Source organism: Acidithiobacillus sp. AC3 (genome assembly GCF_050261095.1).
Classification (GTDB): domain Bacteria; phylum Pseudomonadota; class Gammaproteobacteria; order Acidithiobacillales; family Acidithiobacillaceae; genus Igneacidithiobacillus; species Igneacidithiobacillus copahuensis.
The window spans coordinates 1,965,731-1,981,481 of sequence record NZ_CP189838.1; the positions used below are offsets into that span (position 1 = coordinate 1,965,731).

At 56.2% G+C, this 15,751-nt stretch carries 17 protein-coding genes; 11 read left to right on the forward strand and 6 right to left on the reverse strand.

From position 1 onward, the window contains the following. Positions 1-7: 7 nt before the first annotated feature. The 5 genes from ACQAYK_RS09870 to ACQAYK_RS09890 all read right to left on the reverse strand — a co-directional run bounded on the left by ACQAYK_RS09870 (position 8) and on the right by ACQAYK_RS09890 (position 4,549). Positions 8-967: a CorA family divalent cation transporter gene (locus tag ACQAYK_RS09870; protein ID WP_215870736.1), complete on the reverse strand. Its 960-nt coding sequence runs from the start codon at positions 965-967 to the stop codon at positions 8-10. Continuing rightward, positions 958-1,893, reverse strand: a complete 936-nt coding sequence (locus tag ACQAYK_RS09875) for a magnesium transporter CorA family protein (RefSeq protein WP_215870735.1) — start codon at positions 1,891-1,893, stop codon at positions 958-960. The genes ACQAYK_RS09870 and ACQAYK_RS09875 overlap by 10 nt, the downstream gene beginning before the upstream one ends. Then, complete coding sequence (locus tag ACQAYK_RS09880) at positions 1,890-2,789, reverse strand: magnesium transporter CorA family protein (RefSeq protein ID WP_215870734.1); 900 nt, start codon at positions 2,787-2,789, stop codon at positions 1,890-1,892. The genes ACQAYK_RS09875 and ACQAYK_RS09880 overlap by 4 nt, the downstream gene beginning before the upstream one ends. Before the next feature lie 78 nt (positions 2,790-2,867). Next, a complete protein-coding gene (locus ACQAYK_RS09885) occupies positions 2,868-4,406 on the reverse strand; it encodes a cryptochrome/photolyase family protein (protein ID WP_215870733.1) in 1,539 nt (512 codons plus the stop codon). Further along, complete coding sequence (locus ACQAYK_RS09890; RefSeq protein ID WP_215870732.1) at positions 4,403-4,549, reverse strand: DUF2256 domain-containing protein; 147 nt, start codon at positions 4,547-4,549, stop codon at positions 4,403-4,405. The genes ACQAYK_RS09885 and ACQAYK_RS09890 overlap by 4 nt, the downstream gene beginning before the upstream one ends. Positions 4,550-4,676: 127 nt before the next feature. Between ACQAYK_RS09890 and ACQAYK_RS09895 the strand changes: the two genes are divergently transcribed. From ACQAYK_RS09895 to ACQAYK_RS09940, 10 genes are all read left to right on the forward strand, one after another. Then, on the forward strand, positions 4,677-5,984 hold the full coding sequence (locus ACQAYK_RS09895; RefSeq protein ID WP_215870731.1) for an NAD(P)/FAD-dependent oxidoreductase: 1,308 nt from the start codon (positions 4,677-4,679) through the stop codon (positions 5,982-5,984). Further along, entirely contained in the window at positions 5,963-6,727 is a 765-nt protein-coding gene (locus tag ACQAYK_RS09900) for a DUF1365 domain-containing protein (RefSeq protein ID WP_215870730.1), read from the forward strand. Before ACQAYK_RS09895 ends, ACQAYK_RS09900 begins: the two co-directional genes overlap by 22 nt. Then, the gene (locus ACQAYK_RS09905; RefSeq protein ID WP_215870729.1) at positions 6,724-7,944 is read left to right on the forward strand and encodes an SAM-dependent methyltransferase; all 1,221 of its coding nucleotides are present in this window, start codon (positions 6,724-6,726) and stop codon (positions 7,942-7,944) included. The genes ACQAYK_RS09900 and ACQAYK_RS09905 overlap by 4 nt, the downstream gene beginning before the upstream one ends. After that, on the forward strand, positions 7,937-8,482 hold the full coding sequence (locus ACQAYK_RS09910; RefSeq protein ID WP_215870728.1) for a chalcone isomerase family protein: 546 nt from the start codon (positions 7,937-7,939) through the stop codon (positions 8,480-8,482). Before ACQAYK_RS09905 ends, ACQAYK_RS09910 begins: the two co-directional genes overlap by 8 nt. Continuing rightward, positions 8,475-9,767 carry an MFS transporter gene (locus ACQAYK_RS09915; RefSeq protein ID WP_215870727.1) on the forward strand — a complete coding sequence of 431 codons (1,293 nt, stop codon included), beginning with the start codon at positions 8,475-8,477 and terminating at the stop codon, positions 9,765-9,767. The genes ACQAYK_RS09910 and ACQAYK_RS09915 overlap by 8 nt, the downstream gene beginning before the upstream one ends. Further along, on the forward strand, positions 9,764-10,354 hold the full coding sequence (locus ACQAYK_RS09920; RefSeq protein WP_215870726.1) for a DUF3833 domain-containing protein: 591 nt from the start codon (positions 9,764-9,766) through the stop codon (positions 10,352-10,354). The genes ACQAYK_RS09915 and ACQAYK_RS09920 overlap by 4 nt, the downstream gene beginning before the upstream one ends. Positions 10,355-10,431: 77 nt before the next feature. After that, positions 10,432-10,905, forward strand: coding sequence for a TspO/MBR family protein (locus ACQAYK_RS09925; protein WP_215870725.1), 474 nt, complete (start codon positions 10,432-10,434; stop codon positions 10,903-10,905). A 15-nt stretch (positions 10,906-10,920) separates the two neighbouring features. Further along, the gene (nfsA, locus tag ACQAYK_RS09930) at positions 10,921-11,658 is read left to right on the forward strand and encodes an oxygen-insensitive NADPH nitroreductase (RefSeq protein ID WP_215870724.1); all 738 of its coding nucleotides are present in this window, start codon (positions 10,921-10,923) and stop codon (positions 11,656-11,658) included. 135 nt (positions 11,659-11,793) lie between these two features. Next, entirely contained in the window at positions 11,794-12,027 is a 234-nt protein-coding gene (locus ACQAYK_RS09935) for a DUF4160 domain-containing protein (RefSeq protein WP_215870763.1), read from the forward strand. Further along, the gene (locus ACQAYK_RS09940; protein WP_215870723.1) at positions 12,024-12,473 is read left to right on the forward strand and encodes a DUF2442 domain-containing protein; all 450 of its coding nucleotides are present in this window, start codon (positions 12,024-12,026) and stop codon (positions 12,471-12,473) included. The genes ACQAYK_RS09935 and ACQAYK_RS09940 overlap by 4 nt, the downstream gene beginning before the upstream one ends. A 1,336-nt stretch (positions 12,474-13,809) precedes the next feature. Here ACQAYK_RS09940 and ACQAYK_RS09945 read toward each other — a convergent pair. Then, on the reverse strand, positions 13,810-14,472 hold the full coding sequence (locus tag ACQAYK_RS09945; protein ID WP_215872989.1) for a hypothetical protein: 663 nt from the start codon (positions 14,470-14,472) through the stop codon (positions 13,810-13,812). Positions 14,473-15,271: 799 nt separating this feature from the next. On the opposite strand from ACQAYK_RS09945, the gene ACQAYK_RS09950 reads away from it, so the two are divergent. Beyond that, entirely contained in the window at positions 15,272-15,715 is a 444-nt protein-coding gene (locus ACQAYK_RS09950; protein WP_215872990.1) for a YaiI/YqxD family protein, read from the forward strand. The last annotated feature ends 36 nt before the right edge of the window (positions 15,716-15,751 follow it).

Consider the following 15,751-nt stretch of genomic DNA (forward strand, 5'->3'; position numbering starts at 1 on the left):
GCGGCGCCTAGATATCGAAAAAACCATGACGGCGTCCCCACCACGCCATAAGCAGCGAGGCCCCAAAACCATAGGCGATCAGAAAATACCAGGTGAAATGCCAGTGTCCCAGGGGCAGATAGGTTTCCATGTGAAAGGGCATGATCAGGGCGATCGGGATCATCAGCAGCGCCAGCCACAGGGTCATGACCTTCATGACCGAGTGCGAGTTGTTCTGCACGATACCGGTGTAGCAATTGGTGACCGAGGTATAGCGCTCCCAGATCAGGGTAACGCCATCCTCCACCCGCCGCAATTCTGCCTGCAGCTCTTCGACGATGGGCAACAGGGGATCCGTTTCCTCCAGTTCCCACAACCAGGTACGCAAGGTATGTCCAACATCGCGCAATGACACCACGAGATCACCCATGCTGCGATTGAGTTTGACGATTTCGCGCAACTCGCGGTTGGTCATCGACTTGCGCAGGTCGGCACGCAGCTCCTTCAGGCGCGCGACGATGCGTTGCGCGCCGAGATCATGGCTATGGATCACGACCAGCAGCAGGCGCAGCAATGCCTGCTCGCGGTTATCCGGGTCGCTCATCTCGATCAGCTCCCGGTAAAGGTTGTCCAGCCCTTCGCTGGGCGACACGACCCACAAGCCGCTGGGACCGATGATCACGCCCAGCACAGACTCCATCAAACGCTCTTCCCCGCGCTCGGTGTCCTGGAAATCGTAGACATAAGGCAGATGGAGATGCCAGACGCCGGTGCCCGCCTGTTCCAGACGTAGCCCCCCCAGACTCCCAGGCGTCACGACTGCGTCCGATGAGGCAAACCAGGCTGCTGGCAAACCCAGGGCTGCTGCATAACCACGCCATCCCTCCCGCTGGTCTACACCAATGACGAAAGCACCCGTTGCGGGGGCTGTCGCCGGCATGGCGGCAGGGCTGCGCCATCGGGTCCAGAGCCAGGGGTTCAGATCCAATGGCGTCTCCGGAACCAGAGCACTGCGAACAGGGAAACAAGAAACCCGCCGCCCATCAGGACCGGCCAGGCGTAGGGCCAGTTCTGTATGGGTAGTGGTACATTCATACCGTAAATCGTGGCGACGGTGGCGGGGATGGCAATGATCACCGTCCAGCCGGTAATGACTTTGAGGGTATTACTGATGTTGGTCTGCAATACGCCGCCGTAGGCATCCATCATGTTGGTGATGGTAGAGGTATAGACCTCCGTCATGTCCCGCGCTTGTTGCAGATCGATGAGGGCGTCGGCCAGATCTTCGGCGTCTTCTTCGTCCTGCGCAATGATGGGTAGACGCAGCAGTTGTTGCAAGACGGAGATATTACCGCGCAGGGCTGAGGTGAAGCGGATCAGAATCTTGCTCAGGCTCAGCATGCTGAAGAATTCGTCGTTACTCTGCGAGTGATGCAAACGCGCTTCCGTGTGCACGATCTCGCCATTGATGACCTGCAGGGCATCGAGAAAGGCCCGGGCCATGCGCTGAATCACTTCTACCGTCAGCCAGCGTGGATCGAGCTCGTCGGTTTCCTGCGGCAACTGTAGCTCGATGGCGCGCAGCAGCGGCAATTCCTCAGAACTGACGGTAAGAATCTCTTCGCGGCCAAACACGATACCCAAAGGAATCACGGCAAAACTGGGACGGCCCGAATCGGGATCGCTTCGCGCCACCGGAACCTTCAGAATCACCAGGGTGTTATTGGCCTCTTTTTCCAGACGCGGGCGCTCGTCAAGATCCTGAACATCCTGAAAATATTCCTCATAAATCTGAAAGCGCTGGGTCAATTGCGCTATCTGCTGGCTGTCCGGCGCCACCACGCTGGTCCAGTGATAGGTGCGGCGTCCCTCGCCGCGAATGGCGATGACACGAGCTGCACGCAAAGTCTTCATAACCACCCTCGTCGCTTGAAATGCAGGGTCATCAGCGTAGAAATGAGAAGGGCCGTACCAATTGCAACCCAGGCAGTCCAATGGCTCTTTTGCTCGAGAAGTGGCACGTTCACGCCAAACAGCGTGGCCACCAGACTCGGTACGTAGAGGATCAGCGCCATCACCGTGAGGATCTTCAGCCCGTGGTTGATATTGATCTGCACCATGCCGGCGTAGGCATCCATCATGTCACTGGCAGTGCTGGCACTGATCTCGGCACGATCCCGGGCATGCTGCAGATCAGCAATGGCACGATTCAGGGCCGAGCGATCCTCGTCTTGCCAGGCAAGGGCGGCACTGCGCGAGACCTTGAATATCGCAACAATGTTGCTCGCCAGGGTCACGTAGAATTGGGTCAGCGCCTTGCTCAGGGCCAGCAGGGCATAAAAGTCCTCGGTGCGCTGCGTCTCGTCGAGACGTACTTCCACCTCGAGGATCCCTTGCCGCAATCGCTCCACCGTGTGCTGGTAGCTGGAGGACAGAATCTGCAGAATCCAGATCAGGGTCTGCCGCGGGTTTTCAAACTTGCGCGCGTTCCATTGCTCGAGAAACGGCCATTCCACCTCGGCAAAAGTCCACAGGCGGTCCTCGCCCCAGAGCAGGGCAAAAGGGCGCAGCACACAGGGCGACTCGGGATCGTCGTCGCCCCGCCAGGGAAATTGCAGCACCAATAAGAGAAACGAACCAATCCGCTCCAAACGCGGACTCTGATCGCTGATCAGGAGTTCTTCAAAAAGATCATCGGGCAGATCGAGTTGCTGCAACAAGGCTTCCAGCACCGACGCGGATGGCGCATGGTGATGAAACCAGAGTTGTTCCACGCCACTCCCAGCGTCTCTCAGGATGCCACTCGCCATACGCCATTGCCCCTGCGGATTCGGCAGGTTTATAGCACAGGCGCCGGCGACAGTGGAAGCCGGGGAAAGCGCCGGCGCTCAAGCGTGGGTGTAGCGCTCCCGCAGCTCCGCCGCCCGGACGCGAATCTCGGCCAGCTCCGCCGCAGATTTTCGCTGCAGATTTCGCCATTGCAGGGCGGTGCGAGGATGCTGCGCAAACTTTGTTGCGTGGCGCTGCAAAAAATCCCAGTAGAGCGTGGAGAAGGGGCAGGCTTGCGCACCGGCGGCCTGCTGTGGCTGATAGGGGCAGCGTTGGCAATGCCCACCCATGCGCTGCAGATATTGGCCGCTGGCCACATACGGCTTGGACGCCAGCATGCCGCCATCGGCGTACTGCGACATGCCCAAAACATTGGGCAACTCCACCCACTCCACGGCATCCACATAAATGGCCAAATACCACTCGTGTAGCGCAACGGGCCGCACGCCAAGCAGCAAGGCGAACAGGCCGGTAACCATCAGGCGCTCGATATGATGGGCGTAAGCAAAGTCCAGGGTACGGCGCAACACATCGCGCAGACACGCCATTTCCGTGTCACCGGTCCAGTAGAAAGACGGCAACGGCTGTGCGGCTCGCAGGGCATTGCTCTCCAGATAGCCAGGCATCTCGCGCCAGTAGATCCCGCGCACATACTCGCGCCAACCCAGGATCTGCCGCACGAAGCCCTCTACCGCCGCCAATGGCGCCTTTCCGGCATCCAGCTCGGCTATCGCCGCAGCGATCACCCGGCGTGGATCCAGCAATCCCAGATTCATCGCTGCCGACAGACGGGAATGATAGAGCCAGACCTCACCCGGCCAGGTGGCGTCCTGAAACGCACCAAAGCTGGGTAGACGATGGCGGAGAAAATCCTGTAGCGCCTCCTCTGCCTGCGCCGCAGTCACCGGCCAGGAAAAATGCTGCAGAGCGCCGGGATGCTGCGGAAATTCCCGCTCTACGAGTGCGAAGATTTCCTCGGTGATCGTATCCGGGGGAAAGAGGACGGGCTCCGGCAACCATCCGGGCCCGGCACGCGAGAAGCTCTTGCGATTTTCGGAGTCGTAATTCCAGCGCCCGCCGCGGGGTTGGTCACCGTCCATGAGGATGCCGCTGCGACTGCGTACGTGGCGGTACCAAAGCTCCATACGGTACTGTTTGCGTCCGCCCGCCCAGTTGTCGAAGACCTCCTGCGGGAAGAGAAAACGGTGATCTTCGATTTCGCGAAATTGCACGTCGTATTTGCTGCAGAGACTGCGGATTTCCTCGCGCAATGCCCAGGTACCGGGGCGAGCACAGACCAGCTCGCGGGGACACTGCTCTGTCAGGATCTCATCGAGCTGCTGCGTCAGCGACATCCTCCGACCAGGCTCAAGCCTGCGATAGAGCAGGGGCAGTCCGCGCTCCTGCAACTCGGCGGCGAAATGCCGCATGGCGCTCAGAAACAGTGCGATACGCTGCTTGTGTGACCAGACAATCTCCGCCTCGCTGTGCGCCTCGATCATGACACAGAGATCTCGAGCCGGATCCATGTCCATCAATGCGGGATGGCGAGGGTCGAGATGGTCACCCAGGATCAGAATCAGGCGATCCACGTTCATGTTTTGTCTTCCTTGTGTTTCTGACTACGGCATGCCTGAGAACAGTATTTGACCTGCTCCCAGTCCTTGCGCCAGCGCTTCCTCCAGGAAAAAGGCCGATTACACACTGGGCATAGCTTCTGGGGAAGCTGGGCTTTTTTCATCTCGTCATCTCTTGCGCAAATTTTGTACTATACATAATATGAACATATTGGCGCAGCAGCAATGGGTGCTGCATCCAGCTACGAAATAGCCACGTAGATACCTTGAATACAGGCACCGGAGAAGGGTATGCGCATAGCAGTGATCGGGAGTGGAATTTCTGGCTTGGCGAGCGCCTGGCTGTTGAACCGGCAGCATCAGGTAACCCTTTTCGAGGCGGACAGCCGCTTCGGTGGGCACACGTATACCGTCGATATTCAGCATGAGGGAATCCGTGCCCCAGTGGACACCGGTTTTCTCGTCTGCAACGACTGGACCTACCCCAATCTGCTCGGCCTTTTCGCCGAGCTCGGCATCGAGACCGTGCCCAGTAACATGTCTTTCAGCGTTCGTCTCTCCGAACTGGGGCTGGAATGGAGCGGCACCAATCTCAACAGTCTTTTTGCACAACGCCGCAATCTGTCCCGTCCCGCCTTCTACGGTATGCTGCGCGACATCCTGCGTTTCAACCGGGATGCAAAGGCTTGGTTGCAGAAAAGTACCGAGGATGTTCGCTTGGGCCAGTTTCTGGAACGCGGGGGCTACGGAGATTGGTTGCGCGAGGCCTATCTGCTGCCCATGGCCGCCGCCATCTGGTCTTGTCCCGTGCGGCAGATGGAAGAATATCCCGCTCGCTCCTTCCTGCAGTTCTGTCATAATCATGGCCTGCTGAATGTGCTGCGCCGCCCGCAATGGCGCACCGTGCGCGGCGGTGGTCGGATCTACGTCGAGCGCATTCTGCGCGAACTTCCAGACGTCCGCCTGAATCATCCCGTGCAGCGTCTCGAGCCCATCGGCAATGGTATCCGTGTGCACAGTAGCAAAGGGACGGAAGACTTCGATCGGGTGATCAGCGCCGTACACAGCGATCAGGCAGCCGCACTCCTGAGTGATAATTGGCAGCGGCAACGGCAGGCGCTGCAGGCGATTCGCTACCAACCCAACCGGGCGATTCTGCATCGGGATCGCAGCTTTCTCCCCACCCGGCGAGCGGCCTGGTCGGCCTGGAACTTCCACCGCGAGAACACCGGCAATTCGGACGCCTCAGTAGCCGTCAGCTATCTCATCAACCGTCTGCAGCCTCTCCCCTTTCGCGATCCGGTGATCGTCACCCTGAATCCCGAGCGGGAGCCTGATCCGTCACTGGTATGGAAGGAGATTTCTTACGCGCATCCGGTTTTCGACGCTGCCGCGTTGCAGGCGCAGGGGACCTTACGCGAGTTGCAGGGAGATGCCGGACTGCTCTTTGCCGGCGCGTGGTTGGGACATGGTTTTCATGAAGATGGCATGCGCAGTGCCATGGCTGTCGCAAATGCGCTGGGTATCCGGGCGCCGTGGCAGGTGGAGAATGCACAGCGTGAGGAGGGACGTGCGCTATGTCCGCAAAACGCCATCTGACCGGTGCCCTGCTAACGGTACGGGTCATGCACCAGCGCCTGCAGCCCAAGCGCCGCCCCTTCTTTTATCGCGGCTTTCAGCTCTGTTTTGACATCCGCCAGCAGGAGCAGCTGCGAAAAACATTGCGCTATCGAACGCCTCTCAGCTTTCGCGTGGCAGATCACGGACGTCGCGACGGCAGCGATCCGGCGATCTGGATTCGCGATATCTTTGCCAGGCACGGGGTAGCGGCGGACGCTATCTATTTGGTCACCTATCCCCGTCTGTGGGGCTACAGTTTCAAGCCCGTCAGCTTCTGGCTGGGCGTGGATGCCCAGGGTGGGCTGCGTGGGGTGCTTGCCGAAGTCAACAATACCTTCGGTGAGCACCACAGTTATCTGGTGCGCCACCCCGACGGGCGGGTGATGGATCGCCATGACTGGTTCATTGCCGAGAAGGCTTTCTACGTCTCGCCATTTTTCTCCGTGGATGGCCACTACCGGTTCCGCTTTCGCTTCGAGTCAGAAAGGGTCCAGATAGACATTCATCATGTCGGAGAAAATGGTGAGGTGCGTCTGATCACCCAGCTTGCCGGCCAACGTCAGGAGCTGAGCGCTGGTACCGCTTGGCGTGCGGTACTGAGCAACCCCCTGATGAGCCTGATGGTCACCATCGGCATCCATTGGGAAGCCCTCAAGCTCTGGCGGGCCGGCATTCGCCTGCAACGCAAACCCATTCCCCCGGCACAGGAGATCAGCTCATGAGTACCTCACCCGCCGCCCCCCTGCACTGGGCAGGTAAACCACGCTCGCGTAGGGCCCGCCTGCTGTATCGGCTTCTCGATCAACATTTACAATGCGGATCCCTGGAAGTACAGACCCCGGAAGGGGAGCTTTGGCGCTTCCAAAGTGAGAAAGCGGGACCGCAGGCCCACTGGCGGATCCACGATTGGCGCAGCATCAGTCAAATTCTGCGCGACGGAGATGTGGGAATGGGGCGCAGCTATTTCCAGGGCTTATGGGATAGCAATGATCCCGTTCAATTGATCAGTCTCGCCTTGCGCAACCGAAACGCTGTAGAGGCCTGGATACAGGGCAGTTGGTGGCGACGGAGTTTCTTTGCCCTGCTCGACCGCTTGCGCGCCAACACCCTCTCGGGTAGCCAGAAGAACATTGCGGCGCACTACGATCTCGGCAATGACTTCTATCAGCTCTGGCTCGATCCCAGCATGAGCTATTCCAGTGCCTGTTTTTCTGAGGACGCAGACGAAAGCATGGAGCAGGCACAAGAAAGAAAATATGCCATAGCATTGGCCAGCCTGCGTTTGCGTCCGGGGGCGACGATCCTGGAAATTGGCTGTGGCTGGGGCGCTTTCGCCGAATATGCCGCACGTCAGGGCTACCGCGTGCACGGCATCACGCTATCGCGCGAGCAGCTGCACTACGGCCAGGAACGTCTGAAAAAAGCGGGCCTTGCCGATCTGGCCTCCCTGGAGTACCGCGATTATCGGAACGTTGCGGGCAGCTACGATGGCATCGTCTCCATCGAGATGTTCGAGGCGGTGGGCCGCGAGTGGTGGCCTACCTATTTCCAGGCCCTCACTCGCCTGCTTCGCCGGGGAGGACGAGCGGTAGTACAGAGCATCGACATTGCTGACGAACTCTATCCGCAGTATTGCCGCGGCTCGGATTTCATCCGGCGCCATGTCTTCCCGGGCGGCTTCCTGCCCTCGCCCAAGGCATTTCACGCAGAGCTGCGCTCAGCGCGACTGCAAGTTCTTGGGCGCCGCCAGTTCGGCCAGGATTATGCCCGGACCCTGCACTATTGGCGCACCCGCTTCGATGCCCAGAGCACTCGGCTCAGTCAGATGGGCTACGAGCAAAGCTTCCAGCGGCTGTGGCGATTTTATCTGGCCTACTGCGAGGCCGGCTTCCGTGAGGGCAGCATCAATGTCGGCCAGTGGACCCTCGCCCATGCGTAGGCTGCTGGTCCTCGTTACCATACTGGCGCTTGGTGCTCCACCCCTGGCATGTGCCGAAAGCGTAGACATTCCCTTACCAACGGCGTTGTATAGCGCTGTTCCCAACCTACACCTGCTCGGTGCAGGCCAACTCGACTGGTTTTTGTTTCACGTCTACGACGCAGCGCTGTATGTGAGCGGCAAGGACTATGAACCGGCTGCCGAGCCTTTCGCCTTGGCCATCCGCTATGACCGAAGTTTCAGCAGCGCTCAGCTCGCCAAAACCTCCTTACGAGAAATGGATCGATTGAGCCATCCCGACCCGGCACTGCGAGAGGAATTTGCTCGGGAGCTGCGACAAGCCTTTCCCTCTGTGCACAGCGGCGATGAACTGGTCGGCCTCTGCGTTCCACAGCAGTACACCGCCTTCTATTTTGACGGAAAGCTTTACAGCAAAATCGACGATCCCAAATTCTGTCCAGCATTTTTCGGCATCTGGCTCGATCCGCGTACCAGAGTACCCGGCCTGCGCAAAAAGCTGTTGGGTCTCCATGACTGAACCAGAGCGTCCCAAATTTGCCATCCTCCTGCGTTATGCTCCGTTCGGCCTACCTTTGGCCTTTGGTGCTCTGCCAGTATACCTGCTCCTGCCGCACCTCTATGCTACCCGCTACGGCCTGTCGTTGGGGGGGGTGGGGCTGCTGCTCCTGCTGACGCGTCTGGGCGACGCCGTCATCGACCCGCTGATTGGACGCTGGAGCGACGCCTGGGCAGCCCGGCACGGTGCGCGGGTGGGCCTGATTGCCTGGGGTCTATTGCCGCTTGCGCTCAGCTTTTATTTTCTCTTCAACCCGCTTCGCAGTCTCCCAATCTGGTGGTCTCTGGCCCCGGCACTCATCGCCTTTTACGTCGCCTACAGCGTCAGTGGGTTGAACTACCAGGCAATGGCGGCCGAGCTCTCCACCCAATATCAGGCGCGTAGCTGGTTGACCACGGCGCGGGAAGGGGCGGCATTGATTGGCGTACTCCTGGCGGCCATCCTGCCCGAGCTTCTGCAGCGGCATCTTCCCGCTCAGGCCGCCTGGCAGGCCTTTGCCCTGGTTTTTGTCGTATTACTCTTTTTTGCGGCCATTCCGCTCTGGAATCGGAGCCTGCGACGTCCGGTAGCGGTTACTTCGCAGAGAGCCTGGTGGCGCTTTTACGAGCCTCTGCGTCGGCCGGCAACGCGACGCCTCTTCGCCGTCTACACCCTCTCGCAGAGCGCCAACACCGTAGCTGCCACCCTCTTCTTCTTTTTTGTGGATCAGATCTTGCGAGCTCCGCATTGGGCGCCGGGATTTCTGCTGCTCTATTTCTTGTCCGGAGCTGCTGGCATGCCCTTCTGGCTCTGGTATTCCCATCGGCAGAGCAAGGCCCGCGCCTGGCGCTGGGCCATGTTGCTGGCAACCTTCGCCTTTCTCGGCGCGGTCTTGCTTGGGCCTGGTCTGCTTTGGGGCTACGCCCTGGTGTGCCTGTTCAGTGGCCTGGCCCTCGGCGCCGATCAGGCGTTGCCGCCCAGTATTCTTGCCGATCACACTGATGCCGATCCGGACGCTCGTGCAGGTTCTTATTTCGGTCTCTACAACTGGGTGGGCAAGGCCGCGACCGCCATTGGTGCTGGGCTCATTCTGCCCCTGTTGCAATGGCTCGGGTACAGCGTCGAAGGGCAGAATCTATGGGCCCTGCTGCTGGGATATGCCCTCGTACCCGCGCTGTTCAAACTCTGGGCCATCTACCTTTTACAACCCGAGCGAGTCGACCGGGCCGCTCTTCGTTTTACCACCCTCTCAGGAGCACATCCATGAAGATCCCCTATATCCTAACCCCCGTGGCTATCGCCGTAGCCCTGTCGGGCTGCGCAACACTGCCGTCAGACTACGCCCACACGCAGCCGCATTTTTCGCTGCGCGAATTCTTCAACGGTCCCCTGCTAGCTACAGGCATGTTTCAGAACCGCTCCGGTAAAGTGGTGAACCGCTTCACCGTGCGCATGCTCGGCCATTGGGACGGCAACAAGGGCACTCTGGATGAATATTTCACCTATATTGCCAACGACGGCAAGATTACCCACGCCAAGCGCGTGTGGTATTTGCAGGACGATGGCGACCATCATTTCTCGGGCTATGCGGTAGGCTCGGCCGGGGACGTCAAGGCAGCGAAAGGTGACGCCTATGGCTTTGCCCTGCACTGGAGTTATAACGTCAAACAGCCAGTGGGGAAAAGCTACTATAATCTCCATGCCGATGACTGGATGTACATGATTCAGCCGGATGTTGTCATCGATCGCACCGATGTCACCTGGTATGGACTGCATGCCGGGGACATTACTCTGGAAATGCATAAGCTCCCCGATACCGCAGCCAATCGAGCGGCTATGACATCCCCGGAGTAGACGTCGTACTCTACCCGCCTGTGCGGCGCCTCGCGCGGGGAAGTGATACCGGCACCCGTCAGTTGCTGGGAGGGAACGTGGTCGTACTTACCTACACCATCAGCCTGGCCTTGAGCTTTGCTACTGCCTTTACTGGGGCTCGCTACCGGCCGGGTTCGTGGTACCAGTCGCTGCGCAAGCCACCGGGATTGCCCCCGCCATGGGTTTTTCCTTTGGTCTGGACGCTGCTCTACATCCTCATGGCGCTGGCCGCGGCGATGGTCTGGCTCGCCCCCGCCGCGCCCATCCGCAGTGCGGCCCTGATTCTCTGCGCCTTGCAACTGGTCGCCAACGCCGCCTGGTCGTGGATCTTTTTTGGACGTAGGCGCATGTTGCTCGCTTGGCTGGATTTGTCTCTTCTCTTCGCCCTGGTGCTGATCGCAACCATCCTCTTTTTCCAAATCGAATCCGTTGCCGGTATGCTCATGCTCCCGTACCTGCTCTGGCTCTGCGTGGCCTTTTATTTGAACGGTACGGTCTGGTGGCTCAACCGCGCTGTCTCTCTTCGCTGACTTCCGAGGTATAGCATGAATGATGTTTTTTCCCTTCTGCAGACGCATCGCTCCATCCGTCAGTTTCGTCCCGAGCCGGTCGCGGACGCCGTGGTAGAGGAGATTGTACGCTGTGGCCAGGCGGCAGCGAGCTCCAGCAACATCCAGGCGTACTCCGTGATCCAGGTCGATGATCGTGATCTCCGGGCGCAGGTTGCCCAGCTCGCGGGAGACCAGGACCAGATCCGTACTGCCGCGGTCTTTTTGCTCTTCTGCGCCGACCTGCACCGGGCGGAACACATTTGTGAACGCCAAGGCACAGCCTTTGTCGATGGAATGACGGAGCATTTTCTGATTGCCACCATCGATGCCGCGCTCTCCGCACAAAATTGCGTGATTGCTGCGGAGTCCCTGGGATTGGGCACCTGCTATATCGGCGCCGTGCGCAATCATCCACAGGAGATCAGTGACCTTCTGCATATTCCGGCGCAGGCCTACCCGGTCTTCGGACTCTGCCTGGGCTATCCCGCGCAGGACCCTGAGGTTAAGCCGCGTCTGCCGCTGTCCGTCGTGCGCAAGAAAGACCACTACGACGCCAACAGCGAGCAGGATGGGATTGCGGCCTACGATGAAGAGATGCGTGCGTACTACGGGCAACGTAGCAGCAACAGCAAGGATAGCTCCTGGTCGCAACAGGTAGCGGGCCTGGTGGGTCGTGAAGCGCGCCCACACATGCGGGAATTTTTGCAAAAGCGCGGCCTGAACCGACGCTGAGCAAGAGATTATCTGCCAAAGACGTTCTTTCAAGTTGCTAGGGGTCTGAGCTGTGCGAATTCATCTGCCGTTGGCGTCTAAAGGCGGTGATCACCCCTTGAGGTAGTGCAATAGATGCCCTATCCTCAACTTATGATGACGTATCCTCCTGTGGATGATTGGCGTGTACGCATCAACGGTCGAGAGCCTCATCTGTTGCCTCACGTCCACGTTCAATTCCGGGATGGATCACGGGTGTCTTTGGCCATCGAAATCGGGGAATTACTCTCAGGCTTTGTGACACCGAGGAAGCGGTTGTTTCCCGTGCGCGCTTGGATAGCGGCGCGTCGAGAAATGTTGCTAGCGGAATATCGGAGGCTGAATCCATGAACCATGCACCACAAATTCGTAAAATCGAGATCACCGGGCCATTCCAGGCCACCATTGAGTGGTCGACTAGAGAAACTTTTGTGACAGATCTGGTCAGCACTATCGGTGCCAAACGGGAAGGAGACCCCTTTGCCGCTCTCCGCGATCCGGCGATTTTTGCGCAAGTCCAGAGCGATGACTGGGGAGATGGCCTGAGTTGGCCGGGCGGGCTGGATTTGGGGGCAGACCAATTGTATAGCCTGGGTCGCCAGCAGGCAGGCCTGCCGACCCGCGAGGACTTCGCTGGCTGGATGGAGCGGAACCGACTCAGCCTGAATCAGGCTGCCCAGGCTATTGGTATGACCCGCCGGATGATTGCCTACTATAAAAGTGGGGCCAGACCCATACCAAAGACGGTTTGGCTGGCCTGCATCGGCTACGAATCCCTGCAACACGAGGCTGCATGATCCAATGCGGAATAGACGATTATGCAGCGGAAGCTATCATTCAAAGATGGGTCTGTATGTTTGACAGTCGTGTTTTCTAGGCGAAAAGCGGATAGGATAACTAACAGATTTCTTCGCCGAAAAGTTTCCAGATACCCAACGTTCAGAAGACGTATCTTTTGGGAAAATGGGTGTCTCCCGGATTTCATTGTTGGTTTTTCAGCAGCATCTTAGGATATTGGAAGAATTCAATGGCTACCATTCTGGAGTATTTTGATACTGACTGGACACTAGTACTGGCAATGCATCTTCCGTGAACTCTTGCCACCAGAGACGGTGTCGTGCTTGCAAACTTAATTGCCAAGATTGCTTATGATTTCGAAGCAAACTCAAAGTATTGGTATTTCTATTTACCAGGAAATAATGGGTTGTCTCAGTGCTTAGAGCACACTCTTACACTCATCGGAACCGGAACATTGATGTCTCAGATCCAGGGGAGACACTATCCATGTGGAAACGGGACACTCTGAATACTCTGAGCGACAATCGAGCGCGACTCTTCAGCTCACGAGAAGAGCTCAATTCTATCTCCATTTTGATCTCACAATGGCGCAAAGAGCATCACTAGTTGATAAATTTTGAATGCGAGATTATTTCTGTATATCTGTGATCGAGAGCATGCCCGAAGTCGCCCCGCGAGCGAGAAACCGCTCGCCTTTATTTCACACGACTCCCGTGGCAAGGATTCTTTTGTTCGAGAGCTCGCACATAAGCTTGCAAAAAATTTCTGCACAGTGTGGTACGATGAGTTCTCATTGAAGGTAGATGATAGCCTTTGATCAAGCATAGAGCGTGGACTTCGTGAAACTAACAAATGCATTGTTATTTTGTCACATAATTTTCTATCAAATGATGGCTGAGGACACGCGGAGTTCGACTCAATTCTTGCTCGGAAGATATTCGGAAATAAGACCGTGATACTGCCCGTTTGGCTAAACGTTGATGCCAGAGAAGCGCACAATTATAGCCACATTTATCTGATAAATTTGGAATATCCGCCGCATTTGGCATACATGACTTGGCCGGCTGATTTCCCAATGCTGTTAAAAGTTCGGCTTAATGAGCCAAAGGCACAAATGACATTCGGTTAAAAAATCTTAACCCTATATGTGATGACTTTCATTGAGGAAAAGTGTATGCTGCCGACCATCAGGGCCAACGACGGTGGATGGCGGCTATTTGGATAAATAACCGAGGCATTCAACAGGATTACTTTCAGAATATTTTCATCTGATTGGACAAACGTCTACAGTTTTTTAACGAACAGCGTGCAGAAGCTAGTCGTTATATGAATTCATTACTTGAATTCTCCAAATTCTTTGTTTTTTCGGCATTTATACCAGAGTATAGTAGAATTTGTAAACCGATTGAAAGAAAAAATGTAGACAACAAAAAAAACGAACATAAAAAATATATCAGAATAAAATTCTATTGTATATTTAAAATTTAGATCAATTCGAGTTGCGACTTTCGATTTAGACATAATAAACCCAGCAAGAAAAGATCCTAAAAATAAAAATACAAAAACAAATATAGTAATTATCCCAGATTCCACTGCAGATCTCTTGGAGTTTTCTCTTATTGTTTCCCCCGGTCTTTTTGACTTAGCGCAAAATACTGCCAGAAATTGATTTCCAGTGGTTGCCATTACAAAATTGTATACTGATAGTTGATCAAGCCTGATCCTGTAACCGGTCCAGATATTGATCAGAGATTCTGTTACTATCTGATCACAAAGGGCTTTTTGTTCATCGCTAAGGTTTACATTGCTGCTACCGACGAGCTTCTCAATAATATTTAAATTTGTATCCGATTTAGATATTTTTATTCTATATATTTTTCCTGAAGATAGAAGATTAATTACATTAAAGATAACAATAAATACGGCAACTAAAACCAAATCTAGAAATGAAGTAAATGAATTAATGTTTTTTAGAAAGTCTAAAAATAACGCACCCATGAAATAATTCCTTTAAAAATTTCTTGACGCATTGATTGCCGAGAAAGTTTTTCACTTACCCGATTTTGAATATCTGGAATTTATCGAGTTAACCTAAATTACTGCATCTTAACTCCGTTTGTCAATATCAAGCTCGCAGTTAAAATTGGCACTCTGACCTGCAGGCTGCTTCGGAGCACCACCAATCATTCTCGTCGAAGAGTAATCCAACCCAGCATCCGCCTCCAGTCTCAAGCACCCCTTGCAGAGTTACACTCCGCCATGCGCCTCCCAGAACTCTGCTGGGGTGACAACAGAGTAACGATCGGCTAACGCCAGAAGATCTTTGACCCCAGTAATGAGATAGTTTACACCCGACGACTTTAATGCGGTCAGCGGAGTATGCAGCACCGGTCGACCCTTGTCGTAGCGCAAGTGCGGATCGAGCCCAGGTAGGGGGTGATCAGTTCTGCTTGGATAGGCATAATATCGACCAGATCGCTCATCTCGGTCGCAATCAACCCATGGCGGTGCGCCAGTCGAGGCAGTACCCGCCGAAGGTCTTCGAGGATATAGTCTGACAACAGCACCTCTGACAGAAGCATGTCGCCACGCAGCCAGAATCTTGCCCGACACACTGGCGGGCTAGGCAATGCCAGAAAGCAGCATGTTGGTGTCCAACATCGCCCGCAATGCCGCCAGGTGTGATTAGCGGTTCTCATAGGAGACGCAGTCAACTGTCCTCCTTGAAGGCATCGATTGTGAGAAAGTCATATCTGTGACATGGTGTTTTCAGTCCAACCTTCCTGAGATCCGTCACATGCATATTTGGGTGGATGCCGACGCTTGTCCCAACGTCATTAAAGAAATCCTGTATCGCGCCAGCGAGCGCTTGAAGCTACCCTTGACCCTGGTAGCCAATCAGCCTCTGCGCGTACCTCGCTCTGCCTTTATCCGTACTCTGGTCGTGCCAAGGGGCTTTGATGTGGCCGATGAGGAAATTGTCCGGCAAATCGCGGCAGGCGATCTGGTAATCACTGGCGACATTCCGCTAGCCGCCGCCGTGCTGGAGAAAAGTGGCTATGCTCTGAGCCCGCGTGGGGAGCGATATTCCCCCGAAACCATCCGCGAGCGCTTGCGGATCCGTGACATGATGGAGCAACTGCGCGACTCTGGAGTGCACACAGGGGGCCCCACTGCACTCAGCCACGCCGATCGGCAGGCATTTGCAAATGCACTAGATCAGCTACTACCCCGCGCTTGATTCTTTGGTGGCACTGATCCACCCAGCTTGCCGGAA